This is a genomic window from Actinomyces sp. (assembly GCF_030530635.1).
GTDB lineage: Bacteria > Actinomycetota > Actinomycetes > Actinomycetales > Actinomycetaceae > Actinomyces.
Genome location: NZ_JAUMUL010000070.1, coordinates 1 through 17,888 on the forward strand (window position 1 = coordinate 1; position 17,888 = coordinate 17,888).

General features: G+C 68.9%; 14 protein-coding genes. 3 read left to right on the forward strand and 11 right to left on the reverse strand.

Annotated features, from left to right (window positions below; all coding sequences use genetic code 11):
* A partial coding sequence (locus tag Q4A20_RS13000) for an amino acid--tRNA ligase-related protein (protein WP_303123573.1) occupies nt 1–1,595 on the reverse strand: 1,595 nt, incomplete at its 3' end.
* A gap of 315 nt (nt 1,596–1,910) precedes the next feature.
* On the opposite strand from Q4A20_RS13000, the gene Q4A20_RS13005 reads away from it, so the two are divergent.
* Complete coding sequence (locus Q4A20_RS13005) at nt 1,911–2,846, forward strand: hypothetical protein (RefSeq protein ID WP_303123575.1); 936 nt, start codon at nt 1,911–1,913, stop codon at nt 2,844–2,846.
* Nucleotides 2,847–3,093: 247 nt separating this feature from the next.
* Here the strand turns inward: Q4A20_RS13005 and panD are convergent, their stop codons facing one another.
* The 8 genes from panD to folP form a co-directional block, all read right to left on the reverse strand.
* Nucleotides 3,094–3,549, reverse strand: a complete 456-nt coding sequence (gene panD / locus Q4A20_RS13010) for an aspartate 1-decarboxylase (RefSeq protein ID WP_303123577.1) — start codon at nt 3,547–3,549, stop codon at nt 3,094–3,096.
* A 155-nt stretch (nt 3,550–3,704) separates the two neighbouring features.
* Nucleotides 3,705–5,540 carry a PH domain-containing protein gene (locus Q4A20_RS13015; protein WP_303123579.1) on the reverse strand — a complete coding sequence of 612 codons (1,836 nt, stop codon included), beginning with the start codon at nt 5,538–5,540 and terminating at the stop codon, nt 3,705–3,707.
* Nucleotides 5,537–6,058 carry a PH domain-containing protein gene (locus Q4A20_RS13020; protein ID WP_303123581.1) on the reverse strand — a complete coding sequence of 174 codons (522 nt, stop codon included), beginning with the start codon at nt 6,056–6,058 and terminating at the stop codon, nt 5,537–5,539. The genes Q4A20_RS13015 and Q4A20_RS13020 overlap by 4 nt, the downstream gene beginning before the upstream one ends.
* A 180-nt stretch (nt 6,059–6,238) precedes the next feature.
* Nucleotides 6,239–7,231 (reverse strand): pantoate--beta-alanine ligase, encoded by a 993-nt coding sequence (gene panC, locus Q4A20_RS13025; protein ID WP_303123583.1) that lies wholly within the window; start codon nt 7,229–7,231, stop codon nt 6,239–6,241.
* Nucleotides 7,232–7,240: 9 nt separating this feature from the next.
* Nucleotides 7,241–8,221: a Rossmann-like and DUF2520 domain-containing protein gene (locus Q4A20_RS13030; RefSeq protein WP_303123593.1), complete on the reverse strand. Its 981-nt coding sequence runs from the start codon at nt 8,219–8,221 to the stop codon at nt 7,241–7,243.
* Between the two features lie 284 nt (nt 8,222–8,505).
* On the reverse strand, nt 8,506–8,991 hold the full coding sequence (locus Q4A20_RS13035; RefSeq protein WP_368502482.1) for a DUF3180 domain-containing protein: 486 nt from the start codon (nt 8,989–8,991) through the stop codon (nt 8,506–8,508).
* Nucleotides 8,991–10,910: a 2-amino-4-hydroxy-6-hydroxymethyldihydropteridine diphosphokinase gene (folK, locus tag Q4A20_RS13040; protein WP_303123585.1), complete on the reverse strand. Its 1,920-nt coding sequence runs from the start codon at nt 10,908–10,910 to the stop codon at nt 8,991–8,993. The genes Q4A20_RS13035 and folK overlap by 1 nt, the downstream gene beginning before the upstream one ends.
* Nucleotides 10,907–11,779 carry a dihydropteroate synthase gene (folP, locus tag Q4A20_RS13045; protein WP_303123594.1) on the reverse strand — a complete coding sequence of 291 codons (873 nt, stop codon included), beginning with the start codon at nt 11,777–11,779 and terminating at the stop codon, nt 10,907–10,909. The genes folK and folP overlap by 4 nt, the downstream gene beginning before the upstream one ends.
* A 277-nt stretch (nt 11,780–12,056) precedes the next feature.
* On the opposite strand from folP, the gene Q4A20_RS13050 reads away from it, so the two are divergent.
* Complete coding sequence (locus Q4A20_RS13050; protein ID WP_303123586.1) at nt 12,057–13,274, forward strand: ATP-binding protein; 1,218 nt, start codon at nt 12,057–12,059, stop codon at nt 13,272–13,274.
* A gap of 77 nt (nt 13,275–13,351) precedes the next feature.
* Here Q4A20_RS13050 and folE read toward each other — a convergent pair whose 3' ends face one another.
* A complete protein-coding gene (gene folE / locus Q4A20_RS13055; RefSeq protein WP_303123588.1) occupies nt 13,352–13,927 on the reverse strand; it encodes a GTP cyclohydrolase I FolE in 576 nt (191 codons plus the stop codon).
* On the reverse strand, nt 13,924–16,122 hold the full coding sequence (ftsH, locus tag Q4A20_RS13060; RefSeq protein ID WP_303123590.1) for an ATP-dependent zinc metalloprotease FtsH: 2,199 nt from the start codon (nt 16,120–16,122) through the stop codon (nt 13,924–13,926). Before ftsH ends, folE begins: the two co-directional genes overlap by 4 nt.
* Before the next feature lie 415 nt (nt 16,123–16,537).
* Between ftsH and Q4A20_RS13065 the strand changes: the two genes are divergently transcribed.
* Nucleotides 16,538–17,686: a hypothetical protein gene (locus Q4A20_RS13065; RefSeq protein ID WP_303123592.1), complete on the forward strand. Its 1,149-nt coding sequence runs from the start codon at nt 16,538–16,540 to the stop codon at nt 17,684–17,686.
* Nucleotides 17,687–17,888 lie beyond the last annotated feature (202 nt).

Below are 17,888 nucleotides of genomic sequence, written 5' to 3' on the forward strand. Positions count from 1 at the left end.
CCCATGCCCATGCCGCCGCAGGGCGGGAAGCCCTGCTCCATGGCCACCAGGAAGTCCTCGTCCAGGACCATGGCCTCGGGGTCACCCTTCGCGGCAGCCAGCGCCTGCGCCTCGAAGCGCTCGCGCTGGATGACCGGGTCAGCCAGCTCGGAATAAGCGGTGGCGGTCTCGGTGCCGCGAATGTACAGGTCCCACTTCTCGGTCAGCCCAGGGCGGGAGCGGTGGTAGCGGGTCAGCGGGGAGGTGTCCTCCGGGAAGTCGAAAACGAAGGTCGGCTCCCACAGGTCGTTGCCGACCGTCTCCTCGAAGATGTCCTCCACGATCTTGCCGGACACGGCGTAGTCGTCGACCTCCAGGCCCAGCCGCTCCGCAATCCGGACCAGCTGCTCGCGCGGGGTGTCGACGGTGATCTCCTCACCCACCGCCTCGGACACGGAGGTGTACAGGTCGATACGGCGCCACTGGCCGGACAGGTCGTACTCGGCGCCGTCGGCCAGGCGCACGACCTCCTCGCCCTCACTCAGGTCGAAGGCGTCACGGGCCGCCTGTTGCACCAGGTTCTGGGTCAACTCGGCCATGCCGTGGTAGTCGGAGTAGGCCTCATATGCCTCCAAAGCCGCAAACTCCGGGGAGTGAGAGGAATCCATGCCCTCGTTGCGGAAGATCCGGCCGATCTCGAACACCCGGTCGACGCCACCCACGACGGCCCGCTTGAGGTAGATCTCCGTGGCGATACGCAGGTACAGCTCCATGTCCAGCGCATTCATGTGAGTCGTGAACGGCCGGGCGGCCGCACCCCCGTGAATCACCTGCAGGATCGGAGTCTCCAACTCCACATAGTCGCGGCCGTAGAAGTTCTCACGCAGACTGCGCACGACCGCTGCCCGGGTGCGCACCATGTCTCGGGCGGCCGGGCGCGTGAGCAGGTCCAGCTCCCGACGGCGCACACGCTGCTCCTCCGATAGGGTCACCGCCTCTCCGGCGTCGTTGGTCCAGGTCTTGGGCAGCGGCCGCAGCGCCTTGGAGGTGAGCTGCCAGGCCGGGGTTGCGATGGCGTCGTCGCCCAGTTCGGCCAGAGCGGCGGCGTCAACGCCCTCACGTAACTCCGGCTCGGCGAATACGGACAGCTCACCACGGCGGGAGGCACCGACATGTCCATGGATGAACAGGTGATCCCCGAGGTCGACATCGGCCTTGAATGCGGCGAGGCTCGAATGCCCCTGACCTGGCAGGGACTTGGCCGACAGCATCGCCTGGAGGGTGGCGCCTGCGCCGTCCTGCAGGGTGACGAAGCACAGTCGACCGGTGTTGCGCAGGAACACCACCCGTCCGGCGACGCCTACCACATCGTTTGTCTCCTCGCCGGCCTGCAGCTGAGAGTAGCGCTCCCGCACAGCGGCGATGGTGGTGGTCAGGGGCACAGAAACCGGGTACGGATCCCAGCCCTCCTCACGCAGACGCTCCCGCTTAGCGGACCTGACCCGGAACTGGTCGCCGGAGGACGGGGCCGTCTGTCTGGATGCGGTTCGGGCAGCGACGGCCTCGGCGTCGGTCTGAGGCACGGAGGTCTGCTGGTTCTCGGGGGCTTCACTCACGCGCGCGAGTGTAACCGTTCCCCCTGCCGGGCTCATATCCGGTTGGCCGGCACTCCGATCCACGGGGACTACTTTCCCACTCCAATTTCCGACGCCAAGCCACCCAACCGCTCCCGCATCAGCCGCACTCACCCGACACCCCTCACCCCACAGCAGCCTCAACCGGCCCCGCACCCAGCCAATTCGGACTACCCATCCCCTGGCAGATCCATTTGAATCCACAGGCTGTGACAGCCGACGGCACCGGGGCGGAGTTATCCACAGGCGAATGATTGGGGCTACACGGGGCAGCCCCTGCGAGACCATCATTCACGTATGGGCCTTGAGCTCGAACTGCTGCTGGGACGCGTAACGGCACTACACGGCGCGGCGCACGACGATGAGGTCATCCTCGGTGCGGATGATCGGCGCGCTATCGACCGTGCCCTCACCGCCGAGCTGCTCTACCGGCCCACACCCCGCTTTCTCGCGATTCCAGGCACGGATCCGCGCATCGTAAAATGCCGCCAGTACCGCGCACGCGTTACCTGTGCAAGCGCCGCCGAGGTACTCGGCTACCCCCTGTGGAGCCAGCCCAAGTCATTGCATCTAGCGGTCCCTAAGAACCACAGCATGCGCCCCAGCGCAAACCGGGATCTTACGGGAGTGACGCTGCACCGTAAGACACGCATCACTCCAATAACGGTCGATGATTTCCCCCTCGTCGCCTCGGCCGAGGTTGTCGCCTGCTGCCTGGTGTGCCTTGATGAGCTGGACGCCATCTGCGTTGCCGACGCGGCCTTCAACCGCTCCGACACCTGCGCGGAGGAGGTCTCGGAGTTGCTGACCGGACGCTACGCCGCGCAAGGTCGGCGGCGGCTTGCCCTCACAGATCCAGCGTCACGTTCCCCGTTAGAGTCCCGCACACGACTGGCACTCCGCCATATCGGGCTGAACGTTGACACAGGTGCGATCATTGAGGGCGTTGGCGAGGTAGACATGCTCGTGCAGGGTTGGCTAATCGTGGAGACGGACGGTTGGGAGTTCCACTGCTCAGCGGAGCAGTTCTCCGCTGACCGGCATCGTGATCAGGCCGCACTTGCCGCCGGATACGTGCCCATACGGCTGACTTGTCAGGATGTCGCCGCCGGCGAAGACCACATCCGTGGGGTCGTTGCGCGTGCACTCCTGGGCGTTGCACACTCGAATCGACTGCTCATGCCCGAAAACCCCGGAATTGTGCGGAATCTTAAGATGGCCGCGAAGGTCTGATGAGCTTTCAGTGCGCAACGACCCCTCCGTTGCACACTGCAAGCTCATCAGACAATCAGGTCATACATAACCAAAACATGACTTTTCGTTGCCATATGAACGTTTTACCCCGATCCGGCCAGTCTGCTCGGGTCTGCTCAAATGTGCAACTCCCGCTGTTGGCTGACGGTACCGTCATCCTTAGCTGTTCTCTTCCCAATTCCCCAGAACGTCGCCCGTCCCACACACCCGGGCGGACGCCCTGGCCTCAGCCACGCGTAGAGGAGATTGGTATGCCGGAGGAGCGCAGCCCCTGGAGGCGAGCCACATCGGAGTCGGCCGGCACCTGCCCGGGCTCGGTGCTGCGCTCGACAATCTGGTTGTTCTCATTAACGAATACCACGTGCGGCAGATAGCTGCGGGCCTCATCGTCGGGCAGCTGGGAGTAGCCGATGAGGATAACGATGTCGCCCGGGTCCACCAGGTGTGCGGCGGCACCATTGATGCAGATCTCACCGGTGCCGCGCTGACCCGGGATTACATAGGTGGACAGGCGGTTGCCATTGGTGCAGTCGCAGATGTCCACCCGCTCGCCGGGCAGCAGGTCGGCCGCGTCGAGCAGGTCCGCGTCAACCGTAACGGAGCCGACATAGTCGAGGTCGGCCTGCGTCACGGTGGCACGGTGAATCTTGGACGTCATCATCGTCCGCATGCGAGTGCTCATCACTTACCAGGGTAGACGCCCAGAGCCAGCACACCGAACTGTAGTGACAGAGGCTACAGCGTGAGGAGGACAACGACCCCTGGCCAACCGGTCGCGGCCGCATACCACTTCTACCGAACTCGGCACGTAACTTCTACCGACCTCGGTGAGGGGGGTCAGGAGGTCTCGGTGGCGCGGGCGAGCCAGCGATCCAGGCGCTCTTCCCGGCGGCGTCTCAGCGCCCGCTCGGAGATGACGCGTTCAATGGCGGCGGCATCGGCCAGGTCCAGGTTGCTCAGGGTGCGGGCGATCTCCGTATCCACCAGGTCCAGGCGCAGCGCCGCCATGCCACGGCGCCGCGCGAAGGGCCCTTGCCACAGCCGCAGGGACTGGATCCGCTCGTAGGGGATCACGCTGATACGCCGCCGCCAGCGGCCCAGTCGCAGCACCACGCAGGTGTCGGTAAGGGCGATGGCCTCGCGTCGCCAGGCCAGCGGGGAGAACAGGCGCCCACGGGGACTTATGCGTATGAAACCGCGCCCGGCTGCGCCGACGGCCAGGGCCTCGTCGCCCACACCGTCCTGGTCCTGCCCCGTCAGGGCGGATTCCAGGAAGGCGTCGGGATCGGCCACACCCAAGTCGGGCACCACGAGCCACAGCGCCCGCAGGGCCGTCTCCCGCCGCCCCACTGGCAGCAGCACGTTCGCCCCGGTGTTCTCCACCGCCCCGGAGGAATTGGCCTCCGCGGCATTGCGCCCGGCCACACTCACCTCAATCCTCCACCAGTCGGGACCGCGCCACAGCAGTCCCTGCTCGATCTGCACGCCATGGACCCGACCGGGAGGGAGCGTGGAGGAGGTCTCCGCGGTCAGCCCGAAGCGCGTTCGAATCCCCGCAGGCGTGGCCGCGGCACGGAAGCGCCACCCCTTGTCGAAACGGCTCCACGCGTAAGCCCCGAAACCGAACGGTATGGTCAGCATGGGCAGCACGCTGAAGAACACCGCCAATGGCCTGTCGTCCTGGAAGGCCCCGATCCTCAGCCACACGGCCAGCACCACCAGGAAGTTGACCGACACCACGACGGTGGCCAGGGCCGCTCCGGAGCGGAGCACGGAACCGATCAGGATGCGGGTGTCCACCTCATACAGGTAGTGCTCGGTGCCGTATAGACGCTCCTCCGGGATCGGCTGCGCGGCCACGGCGTCCTCGAAGCCGAGCGGCGCGGATGGCTTGCGGGCGGCGTCCATCGGCCCGGAACCGGGCCTGCGCCCGGTCGTGGCGTCGGCTCCCGCGGCACTGGGAACGCCCGTTGTCCCCGACTCGGCGGCAGACGGCATCACGCGGGCATCGAAACCCTCCGAGGCCTCATTGACGGTCTCCTCCCCGGCCGCCAGCGACAAAATCCGATCGCGCAGGGACTCCATGTCACGGGTGCGCAAGAAACCAATGGAGACGTGCGACTCCCTGCCGCCGGCGACCTCCACCTTCAGCCGTCCCAGCCCGAAGATACGACCCAGCAGGGGATGGACGATGTCGACGGACTGGATGCGGGGCAGGCGCGCGGTACGCAACTGCCGGTTGAGCACACCGGTGCGCAGGTAGACGGCGTCACGGTCGACGGCATAGGAGCGCATCCGCCACGACAGCCACAAGCCCAGGCCGATCACCACGACCACACCGAGGACGGCCAGTCCCGCCCCCAGAATCAGCCGCGGCGATACACGCGCCTGTACCTCTTGTAGCGCCGAATAGACCTCGCCCACGTACTCAACGTTCTGCCATATCAGAAAGGCCAGCACGGCGGTAATGAACTTCCACCCCTCCAGCAGCGGGGTGACGGGGTGCACGCGCCGCCACTGCGCGTCGGGCGGCAGGGAGATGGCCCGTTCCTGGGCGTCCTGGCGCCGGGCGTCCCGCCGATCTCCGCCCCGGCGCCGGGCACCTCCGCGCGGGTCGTCGGCGTCGGCCCGCGGCAGCTCGGGGGCGTCGGATGGGAGCGGATGCGCGTTCATAGTCCGGCCATCCTCTGCTCACCGCGCTCGGACAGGATGCGCCGCAGGTTCTCGGCTTCGGCGACGGGCAGTCCGTTGATGATCGCGTCCGTCGACGCCGACGCCGTGTGGAGTTTCACCTCCGCAATCCCCAGATACCGCCCCAGCGGCCCCTGCGAGGTGTCCACGAATTGCATGCGGCCGTAGGGGATCACGCTGATTCTGCGGAACATGATGCCCTTGCGCCACAGGAGGTGGTCCTCGGCCATGGCGTATCCCATGGCTCGCACCTGCCGGGGAACCAGCCACAGCTCCCACACGGAGACGGCGATAGCCAGCGCCGTCCCGATGTGGAACCAGGGGCTCGCCCAAATTCCCGCGGCCACGAAGCCGATCAGGCACACACCGTTGAATACCAGGTTGGAGACCAGGCGCGCGGTGATCAACCGTGGGGATACAGGCCGGAAGATGATGCCGTCGGGGGCGAAGGGATCTGCCACCGCAGGTGCAGCGGTGGGGTGCGCAGAGGTATGGGGCATGCTGGCTCCTGAAGTTTATGTCTCATCGAGCATCGCAAAGCGTTTGGACCATATGCATCCTCCCGTAGTAGGAGGCTCCCAGCACAGTGTCCCTCGTTGGGGTGCCCGATTGGCGTCACCGCCCGGGGCCAGCACGGGATCGGCTCCTGCCCTGATGCGGGTCCGCCCGGCCGGGAGGGTTCAACTCAAGTCGATGAGCGTGTTGTCGATCAGTCGGGTGGTGCCCACGCGGGCGGCGACCGCCAGCAGCCCGCGGCTGGAGGCGGCGCCGGACGCGCCGCCCCGCCCCGCGCCCCGCGGCTGCGCCTGTGGTTCCAGGCCGATCCCCGCACCTGACAGGTCGATGAAGGAATCGGGGTCGACGAGAGCCACGTAGTCGACCTCGACGCCGGCGGCGGCGTCCAGGGTTTCCTGGGCCGCCGCCCGGATGGCGACCGGGTCGGCGCCCCGGTAGGCGGCGGCCCGCCCGGCGTCCAGCGCCCGGGACAGGGCCAGGGCACGCCCCCGCTCATCGTCGGACAGGTAGGCGTTGCGCGAACTCATGGCCAGGCCGTCGGCTTCGCGGCGGATGTCCACGGGGACGATCTCCACCGGGACCGCCAGGTCTCGCACCATCGCTTTCACGATCGCCAGCTGTTGGGCGTCCTTGCGCCCGAACACGGCCCACTGGGGCCCGGTCAGATGCAGCAGGGACAGCACCACCTGGCAGACGCCGGCGAAGTGGGTGGGTCGGGTGCGTCCCTCCAGGACGGTGGCCAGCGGGCCGGGGTCGATGCGCACCTGCGGATCAAAGTCGGGGTATATGACTTCGGGGGTGGGGGCGAAGACCACCAGGCGGCCCACTGTGAGGGCGCCGCCGGGGCCGGTCAGGACGCCGGAAAGGCCCTTCAGGTCTGCCTCGAGGGTACGCGGGTAGGCGTCGAGGTCCTCTCCGGGCGCGAACTGAAGCGGATTGACGAAGATCGTGACGACGACGGTGCCGGACGCTCCGACGCGGCGAGCGGCCTCACGCACAAGGTCGAAGTGGCCCTCGTGGAGGGCGCCCATGGTCATCACGACGGCGCGCGGGGCGGTGTCGGCGGCCAGCGCAGAGGCGAGTTCTTCCCGGGTGCGGGCGAGTGCGGGGCCGGCGGCGTGGGGGACGGGGACGTCCGGGCAGGTCGAGGCGGTCATGACTCAACGCTAGATGATCTGCTCCGGGGGCTGCTCGGCGGAGTCTGCACCGTGGTCCCCGAGAACGTCACGCAGGGCCCGGACCTGCGGCTCCCCCAGTGCACCGGTGGCTGCACGACGGGTGACTGTCGCCCGGGCCAGCGCCCGGTAGGTGTCCGCGACATCGTCCAGGCCCTGCCCGTCGACGTCGCGCAGCCGGGTCAGGGCCGCCAAGTGGGCGTGCACCGTACCGGCGTCGCCGCGCGCCACCGGACCGCTCAGCCCGGCTTCGCCCTCACGCAGGGCGCGATCGAGGGCGGCCGACAGCAGCGGGGAGAGGATGGCGGCACCGTCCTCCACGCCGGCGGCCGCCAGTATGCGCACCGCCTGGTTCACCAGGGTGACCAGATGGTTGGCGCCGTGGGCGAGGGCGGCGTGGTAGGCGGGGCGGGACTCCTCCGGCAGGACGAAGGGCTCGCCGCCCAGTTCTACCGCAAGCGCCTGCCCGATCGGCAGCACGGCCGCGGGAGCGGTTACGGCCATGGGGCAGCCGACCAGTCGGGCGACGTCGGTGGTGAAGCCGCCGAAGGTCATGGCCGGGTGGATCGCCAGGGGGATGGCGCCGCAGCGCCGGGCGGGCTCGAGCACACCGATCCCGTGGGCGCCGGAGGTGTGCGCCACCAGTTGCCCGGGCTGCCACCGCCCGAGGTCTGCCAGTCCCCGGACCAGGTCGGCCAGGGCGTCGTCGGGGACGGCCAGCAGCACCAGTTCGGCACGCTCGATGATCTCCTCCACGTCCAGCAGGGGAACGCCGGGTAGGAGCAGTTCAGCGCGCTCGCGTGAGGCCTCGGAGACGGCGTGCACGCCGATGAGCTGATGGTCCACGGCCCGCAGGGCGGAGCCGAGGACGGCGCCGACCCGGCCGGCGCTGATAATGCCGACGCCGAGTCGGCCGGGGCGCGCCGGTCGGGTCGAGGCCGAAGGGGATGCCGCCTGTGGGGCCGAGGTCATCGGGGTCTCACCGGCGGCGGAGGACTGCGTATCCGGGGAGGCGGCAGGGCTGCGGCCATGCGGCTGTGGTTCGGGGGCGGCAGGCAGGCCGAAAGCACTGGGCATGCCGCGATGCTCTCACGAGCACGGCGCCTGCGCCGTAATCACCGCCGAGATCGGTAGACGTTACCGCCGAGATCGGTAGATACGGCGGCCGCGTGCCCTGACAAACAAGGATCGGGATGCGTGCCCGCCCGACCGCCCCCGCGTGAGGCCTTCTCGCACCGGAGCATGAACCATCCGGCTCAGGCGGTGCTTCCATGTGGCGGGGAACTGGAACGCAGGTCGTCGTCATCGTCTTCACCGATGGCGCACCAGTGTTCGACGAGCAGTCCGATGCCGCTCCACAGCACGCAGGCGCTCAGACAGGCGCCGGCGGACCAGGCCAGCGAGATCATGGCCGGCGAGTCCAGGTTCAGTAGCGCAACGGCGAGCCCGCCGGCGTAGACGCCGCCGATCACCGCCCCGACCCGGGCCGAGGCCTGCGCGGCCGCAGCGGTGGTGGCGGCCCCCAAGGGGGTCATCCAGGTCGGTTCGTGTTCGCGCAGGCGCCGCACCGCCAGTCCGGCGACCAGCACGCTCGTCGCGATGACGATGGCGACGGCGGCACCCCACGGCGTGAGCGAAAGGGTCCAGCCGCGGTGGCCCAGCATGAGGTCGGAGGCCGCCCAGGCGAGCACTCCGGGCCCGACGAAGCACGCGAGGACAGTCGTCCAGCGCGTGCGCCGCATCATAGTTCCTGGCCGTTACGGCCGCCGATGACGTCGTTCCAGTTCGGCGGCGCGGCCCATTCGTGTTCATCGGCGGCCGCCTCATCGCCGTCCGCCGGGGCTGGGGCCACGGGTGACTGCGGCGGGGCGGCGGGCGCCTCGGCGTCCACGGGTTCCGCCACATGGCGGGCGTGGGACTGGCCCGGCTCGGGCTGTTGCGGGAGTTGCTCAGAGTGGGAAGGCAGTGGGGCCGACTGCGGCCAGGGCTGGACCGGCTGTGGCCGCCCGTACTGGGCGGGGCCGACGGGTCCGGATGGGGAAGGTTCCGCGGGCCACGGCTGCTCCGCCATTACCTCCGGCGGCGCGGGGGCGGCGGGCTGCGCCACCGGTTCGGGCTGGGGCTGCCAGGGATCGGCCGGTTGCGCGGCATCAGCCCCCGCATCGATCGGCTCAGCCGGGGCCTCGGCCGCGGGGGCCTCCTCCACCTCCGGCGGGGCGACATATTGCCCGGTCGGCAGGGCCGGGAGGTGATCCGAGTCGAGCCAGTCGAGCGCCAACCAGCGCACGCCGTCGCGGTCCGGGGCGGTCTCGGCCAGGGCGGCGACGGACTGGTCGCCGATCTCGGCGAAGGGGTCGGCCTGCGCCCAGGGGGTCAGGACGAAGGCCCGCTGCGCGGCGCGCGGATGCGGCAGGGTGAGTTCCGGCTCGGTGGAGGTGACGCCCTCGTAGGTGATGATGTCGGCGTCGAGCGTGCGGGGCCCCTGGGGGCGGGTGCGCACACGCCCGGCCGCGGCCTCCAGGTCTTGGCAGACGGCCAGCACCTCCCGCGGGGAGAGGGTAGTGGTGGCCAGGACCACGGTGTTGAGGTAGTCCGGCTGCTCCTCGCCGTCATCAACGACGGCGGCCGTGCGGGCCAGCGGGGCGACGGTCGTGACGTCGATGCCGTCGGTGTTGCGCAGGGTGCCGACCGCGGTGCGCAGCGAGGGCACCACACCGCCGACATTGCCGCCCAGGGCGATGACCAACTCGACCGGCGCCTGCGGACGCACGGTGAGAGGGTCGGCCGGGGGCTGCGGGACGGGCGCCGGGACCGCCTCTGGGATCGGAGCCGGCGCGACGGCGGGGGCCTGCGGGGCGTCGATCGGCCAGGGCTCGTGCGACGGCTGGGCGGAAACTGCCTCCGGCTCCGAAGCGACGCCGCCGAACTGCGGGCCGACAAGCGGTTCGGCAGGTGCGGAGGCCGCCGGGGAGGCGGCGACCGGACCGGGTGCGGCAAAGTCCTCGGCAGGGGCGGGGGCGGCGGATGGTTCAGCCTCCCAGCCGCTCACCGGAGCCGCAGCCTCCACGGCGGCAGGCTCGTCCTCCAAGCCGCTCACCGGAGCGGGGGCGGCGGGCGCGGGGGTCGGGGAGGCGGCGACCGGGGCGAAGGCCGCTTGCTCTCCCCAGGCGGCCTCCTCCGAGAGGGGTGCGGCCAGCGGGGCCGACGCGGCGGGGGCCGGGGAGGGTGACACGGCGGGCGCCGCCGCCACGTTCATGGAGGCTTCACCGGCGGCGTCGGCATTGCGGGAGATGGTTACGGACACGTCGTCAAAAGCGACGTCCAGTGGTGCCTGGGGCTTGTGGACGGTGACCTCCACGGCGCTGACGCGCGGGAAGGCGAGCACGGTGTCGCTTATGCGCTCGGCGAGCGTCTCGATGAGGCCGACCGGTTCACCCTCAATGACGCCTACGACCGCGCGGGCGACGTCCACATAGTTCACGGCGTCAGTCACCGAGTCGGTGACGGCGGCGACCGCGGTGCCGCGGTCCCCCAGGAAGACGGTGACGTCGGCGGTGAACAGCTGCCCCTCGGTGCGCTCGAAGGGAAGGAGGCCGTGGTAGCCGCGGGCGGATAAGCCCGTCAAAGCAATCCTGTCAGGGGTGGCGTGGTTGGTACTCATCGGTTTTCCTTCCAGAGGGAAGCGGTGCGGACGGCGTCCCGATTGGCCGGGACCTCGTGGACTCTCACGGCCCAGGCGCCGGCGGCGGCGGCCAGGGCGGTTGTGGCGGTGGTGGCGGCGTCACGGGCAAGCGGGTCGGAGGCGGCCTCGGGGACCGTGGCGGCGGCGAGGAAGCGCTTGCGGGAGGCGCCGATCAGGACGGGTCGTCCCAGGTCGGCCACCAACCGCCCGGTGGCGGCCAGCAGCTCCCACGACTGGGGGTGAGTCTTGGCGAAGCCGAGACCCGGGTCAAGCACTATCTGCTCCGGGCGCACCCCGGCGGCGTCGAGCTCGCTCAGCCGCATGCGCAGCTCCGCCTCGACTCCGGCGAGAACACCGCCGTCACCGTAGTCGGTCAGGCCGTCCATGGTTTCGGGGGTGCCGCGCCAGTGCTGGCAGATGTAGACCACGCCCGCGGCGGCGACAACCCGGTGCATGTCCGGGTCGGCCAGCCCGCCGGAGACGTCGTTGATGATCCGGGCTCCGGCTCTGACGGCGGCGTGGGCGGTCTCGGCGTGCAGGGTGTCTACGGAGACGACGGCACCGGTGTCGGCGAGCGCACGGACGACCGGCAGCACGCGGCTCTGCTCGTCCGTGACGTTTACCGGGGCGGCACCGGGCCGGGTCGACTGGCCGCCGATGTCGAGGATGTCGGCCCCCTGGGCCAACAGCTGCCGGCCGTGGGCGACGGCGAGTTCGGTGGTTTGCCAGCGGCCGCCGTCGGAGAAGGAGTCCGGGGTGACGTTGACGACCCCCATGACCAGGGTACGGCCCGCCGCGGAGGCCGCGGTGAGCGGCTGTGGCAGCGGCGCCGGGGCCTTGATAGGGATCGCGTTCACGCCCCCAGGCTATCGGACGCGACCGGATTCCCCAGGATTTCGCGGACACAACCCCGGCACGAAGCCGGGGGGACACCCACGTGGCGCGCCGGTCCACCGGCAGCCGGAGCTCCGGGCGGGCGGTGGCGGGCGACGTCGGCCCCGCTCAGGCGCGGCGGCCGAGCACCAGGCTCATGGCCTCGGAGCGGGTGGCGGCGGGCCACACACCCCTATTGACATCGTTTTATTGGATGACAATAAAACACAATAAAACAAGTAAGATGACCTCGTGGACAACGTGAGCAACCCGTACACGCCCAACGCCGGCGCCACCCCCGAGGCCCTGATCGGACGCGACGGACAGACTGAGGACTTCTCTGTTCTGCTCGAGCGCCTCAAGCGTGGACGCACCGAGCAGTCGATGATCATCACCGGTCTTCGGGGCGTCGGCAAAACCGTGCTGCTCAGCCGGTTCGCCGAAATCGCGGAGGAGGCGGGCTGGGAGGTCATTGAGATGGAGGCGTCCAAACATGACGAGAGCGCGTTCCGGCAGATGATCTTCGCAAAGTTCCGGGCCGCGCTCCTGCACCTGTCGCCCCGGCGCAGGTGGGGGGAACGCGCTCGTCATGCGGCGGCGGTGCTCAGTTCCTTCATACTGTCCGTGGATCAGGAGGGGAGCATCTCCTTTACCTGGGACGTCCCGGCATCTGATGGATACGCCGACAACGGTGACCTGGGCCTGGATCTTACCGACGTGTTCCTGGCGGTCGGAGACGTCGCCAAGGAGAAGAAGGCGGGCGTCGTCGTCCTCATTGATGAAGTCCAGTTCCTCAACAAGAAGCAGTTGGAGTCTCTGATCCAGGCCGTCCACAAGTCCGTGCAGAAGAAACTCCCCATCACCTTCGTCGGTGCGGGCCTGCCCCAAATCGCCGAACTCGCCGGTGACGCCAAGTCCTATGCCGAACGCCTATTCAGATTCCCGCGGATCGACTCGCTGACCGAGCAGGAGGCGCGCCGAGCCATCATAGAACCTGCCCAGGCGGAGGGCGTCACTTTCACAGCCGAAGCGGCGGATTTGGCTGTCGGCATCACCCACGGCTACCCGTACTTCTTGCAAGAACTGGGCTACCAGGCGTGGATCGTCGCCAAGGACGGACAAATCACGGCTGAGGACATCTCCACCGCACGCGAGGCATACGAGGCCAAGCTGGACAGCTCGTTCTTCAGAGTACGCCTCGACCGAGCCACACCACTACAGACGGCGTACATGCGGGCCATGGCCGAGCTGGGCCCCGAACCGCAGAAGGCCTCCGAGGTCGCTTCCCTCATGAAACGCGAGTCATCCCAGCTGGGCCCCATACGCTCACAGCTCATCGAAATGGGTCTGCTCTACACACCTCAGCACGGGTACGCCGCGTTCACTGTGCCGGAGTTCGACTCCTTCATGCGTCGCGCCGTCCCCGAACTCGATGTGCCTGAGATACATCGCCGACGTCGCCGCAGGTGAATGCGCTGCACCTGCGAGCGCCCACAGCATCCACCGCCTCAGCCGCCTGAAGCGCCCCCAATCGACGTCGGCCCCGCTCAGGCGCGGCGGCCGAGCACCAGGCTCATGGCCTCGGAGCGGGTGGCGGCGTTGCGCATGACGCCGCGCACTGCACTGGTCACCGTGTTCGCGCCGGGCTTGTGCACGCCCCGCATGGACATGCACAGGTGCTCGGCCTCGATCACCACGATCACGCCGCGCACTCCCAACCGCTCCACCATGGCGTCAGCGATCTGGGAGGTGAGCCGCTCCTGCACCTGGGGACGGCGGGCGTAGCCCTCCACCAGACGGGCGAGTTTGCTCAGGCCCGTGACGCGCCCGTCCTCGCCGGGTATGTAGCCGACGTGGGCGACCCCGTGGAATGGCAGCAGGTGGTGCTCGCACACCGAGTACAGGGGGATGTCCCGCACCAGCACCATCTCCTGGTGGGCGGCGTCGAAGACGGTCTCCAGGTGGCAGGCCGGATCCTCGCTCAGGCCGGAGAACATCTCCGCCAGGGCGCGGGCGATCCGGTCCGGGGTGTCGCGCAGCCCGTCGCGGTCCGGGTCCTCGCCGACGGCGATCAGCAGGTCCCGCACGGCGCGGCGCACGCCGTCGGGATCATAGCCGGTCACCACTGTCTCCAGTCCCCGCCCCGCTCCTCGGACTCCGGGCTGTGATCGGCGTCGGCGGGCTGCTGACCGCCTCCGGCATCCGGTGCGGCGCCGGGCGCGACGGCGTCGGAGGCCTGGGGGGCGATCTGGGCGGCCTTGGCGGCGTGGCGGTCGGGGGCCTTGGCGGCCGCGCCGAAGGTGGCGGCGACGTCGTCGGTCAGGACGAGGGCGTCGTCGGAGTGCCACAGGGGGCGGCGCGGCTGGCGGATGACGGGGGCGAAGATCTGCTCCAAGTCCTTCTCCAGCAGGGTCTCCTTCTCCAGCAGCTGGGTGGCCAGGTCCTCCAGGACGTGCCGGTTGCGCACCAGGATCTCCCAGGCCTCCCGGTGGGCGGCGTCCATGAGGGCACGGACCTCGGCGTCGACGGCGGCAGCGACGTCCTCGGAGAAATCGCGGTTGGTGGCGTTCAGGCCCAGGACCGTCTCATTCTCGGTGGTGCCCAGGCGCACCGCCCCCACGGAGCGGGTCATGCCATAGTCGGTGACCATCTTGCGGGCGGTGGCGGTGGCCTTCTCGATGTCGTTGGAGGCCCCGGTGGTGGGGTCGCGGAAGACGATCTCCTCCGCGGCGCGCCCGCCCATGGCGTAGACCAGCTGATCGAGCAGTTCGTTGCGGGTGGTGGAGTACTTGTCGTCGGCGGGCATGACCATGGTGTAGCCCAGGGCCTTGCCGCGCGGCAGGATGGTGACCTTGGTGACCGGGTCGGAGTAGGCGCCGGCGGCCGCACACAGGGCGTGGCCGGCCTCGTGGTAGGCGGTGACGGCCTTCTCATGGTCGTTCATGACGCGGGTGCGCTTCTGGGGACCGGCGATGACCCGGTCGATGGCCTCATCCAGGGCCCGGTTGTCGATGAGTTGGGCGTTGGAGCGGGCGGTGAGCAGCGCCGCCTCGTTGAGGACGTTGGCCAGGTCGGCGCCGGTGAAGCCGGGGGTGCGCTTGGCCACCTGGTCCAGGTCGACGTCATGGGTCATGGGCTTGCCCTTGGCGTGTACACGCAGGATGGCGGCACGGCCGGCCATGTCGGGGGCCTCCACCGATACCTGCCGGTCGAAGCGGCCGGGGCGCAGCAGGGCGGGGTCGAGGACGTCGGGCCGGTTGGTGGCGGCGATGAGGATGACGTTGGTGGTGGCATCGAAGCCGTCCATCTCCACCAGCAGCTGGTTGAGGGTCTGCTCGCGCTCGTCGTGTCCGCCGCCCATGCCGGAGCCGCGGTGGCGGCCGACGGCGTCGATCTCGTCGACGAAGATAATGGCCGGGGCGTTCTCCTTGGCCTGCTCGAACAGGTCGCGCACACGGGAAGCGCCCACGCCTACGAACATCTCCACGAATTCCGAACCGGACATGGAGAAGAAGGGCACGCCGGCCTCGCCGGCCACCGCGCGGGCCAGGAGCGTCTTACCGGTGCCGGGCGGCCCGTACAGCAACACGCCCTTGGGGATCTTGGCGCCCACCGCCTGGAACTTCTCGGGTTCGGACAGGAACTCGCGGATCTCCTCCAGTTCCTCGACCGCCTCGTCCTCCCCGGCGACGTCGTCGAAGGTGACGTCGGGCATCTCCTTGGAGCCGACCTTCGCCTTGGAGCGGCCGAAGCCCAAGGCGCCGTTACGTCCGCCGCCCATGCGGCCGATGAACCACCACATGAAGGCCACGAAAATCACCATCGGCAGCAGCAGCTGCAGCATTGAGGACCACCAGGTGGTGGTGGGCACCACCGAGTTGTAGCCGCCGGAGGGGTTGGCGGCCTGAACGAGCCGGTTGACCTGCCCGGCCTGCGCATCGGTGTAGGTGAACTGAACGCGCCGACCCACGTTCTGGGAGCTCTCACCCTCCGCCTTGGGCCGCCTGGTGTAGTCCTCGGTCAGATCCAGCTCCACACGCTGCGTGCCGTCGATCACGGTCACGGACTCGACGGTCTTCGGGGCGTCCTGAAGGATGGCCAGACCATCGGAGGTGTCAATGGTGCGGTAGCCGCCGGCGGAGGTGAACAGGGCCCAGCCCAACAGCACGAGCATCACGAAGGGGGTCAGCCACAGCAGCGGATTGCCCAGCGCCCCGCGACGACGCCCACCCCCCTGCTTGGAGCCCCCCTTGTCACCGCCGCGGCCACTCTTCTTGGCAGAGCGCTCCGCCACGCGGATCTGTCCGGAATCGTTCATCGGCATTTGGTCCCTTCGGCTGTCTAACCCCCCTGACGCTAGCCGATACCGCCGACAGGTTTCGCCTCCGGCCGCCCCCTGTTCGCGCCGGGCGTGGGTGAAATACCCTCCAGAACCGCACGAAACTAGGGCAGGCTCCCAGCGACCCACACAAGCTACGTGTCCTGAGTGTGACCAAGTCGAGGACGTTGTTGGCGACACGCCGTGGCGCGTCGCCGGGGTTTCATCTAACGTGTTGATTACGCACTCGCTCGGCCTCGAGTCCTGGAGCCTGGTTGGGTGCGTAGCCCTAGGCTGCACCGGATCTAGCCCCTGGTTCTCCGGGAAAACGGTTCATCCGCAGCGTCAACCTCCACCAACGCACAGGAGACCCTGACCATTGTCACTTCTCAGATCACTTCACCGATGTGCCGCGTTGAGCACCGGGGTGGCCGTTACGGCCACCCTGGCGGTCGCGGCAGCGCTGCCAGCCGCACCGGCTCAGGCAGCGCCCCAGTTCGACACCACCGCGGACCTGATGTCCGCCTCCAGCCTGTCCGGCACGGTCTACACGGCGGGCGATGAGGCCGCCGACGACGGCGCGGGCATGCGCTTCACCGTCACGAACACTCTTCCTGACGGAATTGAGGGGAATATCGCCGTCCCGCTCGCGGACAACACCTGGGCTGTGCCGCAGGGCCTGCCCACCTCCCCCACGCGCAATGCCGACTCCGCCGCCGTCGAGGACCTCCTCACCCGTGCTCAGACCTTCTACGACGCCGGTGGCCAGCTCATCTGGGACTCCAGTCGGCCCACCCCCCTGACGGGAACGGTGGTGCACAGCAGCACGAGCGCGCCTTACGGGGTGACCTGCTCTACCTTCGTGAGCATGGTGCTGCTCGGCTGGGACTATCAGCACACCACGTACGTCTCCAATGAGAACACCCAGGTCGGCTACGCGGTCGACTTCGGTGTGGACCCCACCACCTCCAAGATCTGGCGGGCCAACAACCTGGCCAGCTGGTTCTACGCCAACGGCGACCTGTGGCTGGAGACCAACGGCAACTACCAGCGCGGGGACATCCTGTTCTTCTCCGCGCAGGACCCCGAGGGCCGCATCGACCAGGTGCGCGCCGGCACCGAGGCCACCTACTTCGGCAACGTCTACCACGCCGCGATCTACATGGGCGATGGCAAGCTGATCCACTCCACCGGCACCGGCGACGGCGTCAACATCACCGACCTGAACCCGGTGCTGGAGGCGGACCTGTCATTCGTCGCCCGTCCGAACTTCACCGCCGAGGCCGCTAACACCGGAGGCAGCACCGGCTCAACCAGTGGGAGCACTACGAGGACCTCCGAGGACGGTCAGAGCACGGTCGCTGCCGGTGACGACGCCGCTCCGAGCACAACCACCGGTAACGAGCAGCAGAACTCCACCCAGGTCACGAACTCCGGAGGCGTTCGGGCAGTCACCTCGGTGCCGCCCAACCGGCATTTCTCCCGTCCGATCGAGGATAACCGCAGTTGGAAGTCTCGCCGAATGGCGAGTTCCGCATCAACCTCTCCGGCAAACGCCGAGTAGGCGGACGCGAGCCCGCTCGATGTCGGCGGCTCTCGGTCATGAACCGCGGGTGAGCGGGCCCGCACGGACAACCGAATAGTCGCCGTGGGTGGCGGTCGGGCCGTTTGGCCCGGCCGCCCCCCACGCTTCGTCGTCACCGGACCGGCGCACTGGTGGCGGGACCCAGCACTATCCCGACACAGTAAAATCGCGACCCGGTAAT